Below are 903 nucleotides of genomic sequence, written 5' to 3'. Positions count from 1 at the left end.
GCGCTTGCGATCTCGCCCGGCTCGATTCGGTAGCCGCGGATTTTCACCTGCTCGTCCACCCGGCCCAAATATTCAAGGTTGCCGTCCGGCAGCCACCGGCCCAGGTCACCAGTACGATACATTCGTTCGCCTGGTACGAACGGGTCGAAGGCGAACTTCTCCGCCGTCAGTTCTTCACGGTTTAAATACCCCCGCGCAACACCGTCTCCGCCGATATAGATTTCTCCTACCGCCTGCAATGGCACCGGCTGCCTGCTTCCATCCAGCACGTAGATTCGCATGTTGTCTCCCGGCTTGCCGATTGGAACCTGTCGTGTAGATAGCTCTTGTCCTGCATACGTATATACCGTACAGCCAACTACTGTCTCTGTCGGGCCGTATTCGTTATAGATTCGCGTCCCGTTCCCATTCCTGCTTACCAGCTCTGCCGCCAGCTTCCCGTCCAGCGCTTCACCGCCGACAATCCACTTCCGGATAGTACTGTGCGTCCAACCTGCACTCATGAGCAGCTTCACATGCGCCGGCGTCAGCTTTATGAGATCGATCCGAGGGTCCTGCACAACCTGCTCAATGACTGGACCTCCATCTGCCCGTTCCTTGAAGATCACAATCTCGTTCCCTGTTACTAGCGGCGTAAATACCGAGGTAACCGTTAGGTCAAATCCGATTGAGGAGTAGAGCGCGAACGTAGTCCTCTCCCCGTTGACATAGGTTTTGTCCGCCCATGCAACATAATTGACCACGCCGCGATGCTCCACCATGACCCCTTTCGGCTGACCCGTCGAGCCTGAGGTGTAGATGACATACGCCAAGTGGTGAGGGCCGTTCACCGCTTCCAGGTTCCCGTCTTCTTCGCCGTCCAACGTCGCTTCCTTCAGCTCCAGCTTCTGTCCGGCAAACGCC

The 903-nt window shown here is 56.9% G+C and carries 1 protein-coding gene; it reads right to left on the bottom strand.

The genetic code is table 11. The features are described 5' to 3' along the window. The coding region (locus PXY01_RS22065) for an amino acid adenylation domain-containing protein (protein ID WP_127573295.1) at positions 1-903 on the bottom strand (903 nt) is incomplete at both ends.

The sequence above is a fragment of the Paenibacillus xylaniclasticus genome (assembly GCF_004001065.1).
GTDB lineage: Bacteria > Bacillota > Bacilli > Paenibacillales > Paenibacillaceae > Paenibacillus_T > Paenibacillus_T xylaniclasticus.
The sequence above is the reverse complement of the archived record's forward strand: the minus strand, read 5'-3'. Positions and strand labels throughout refer to the sequence as shown.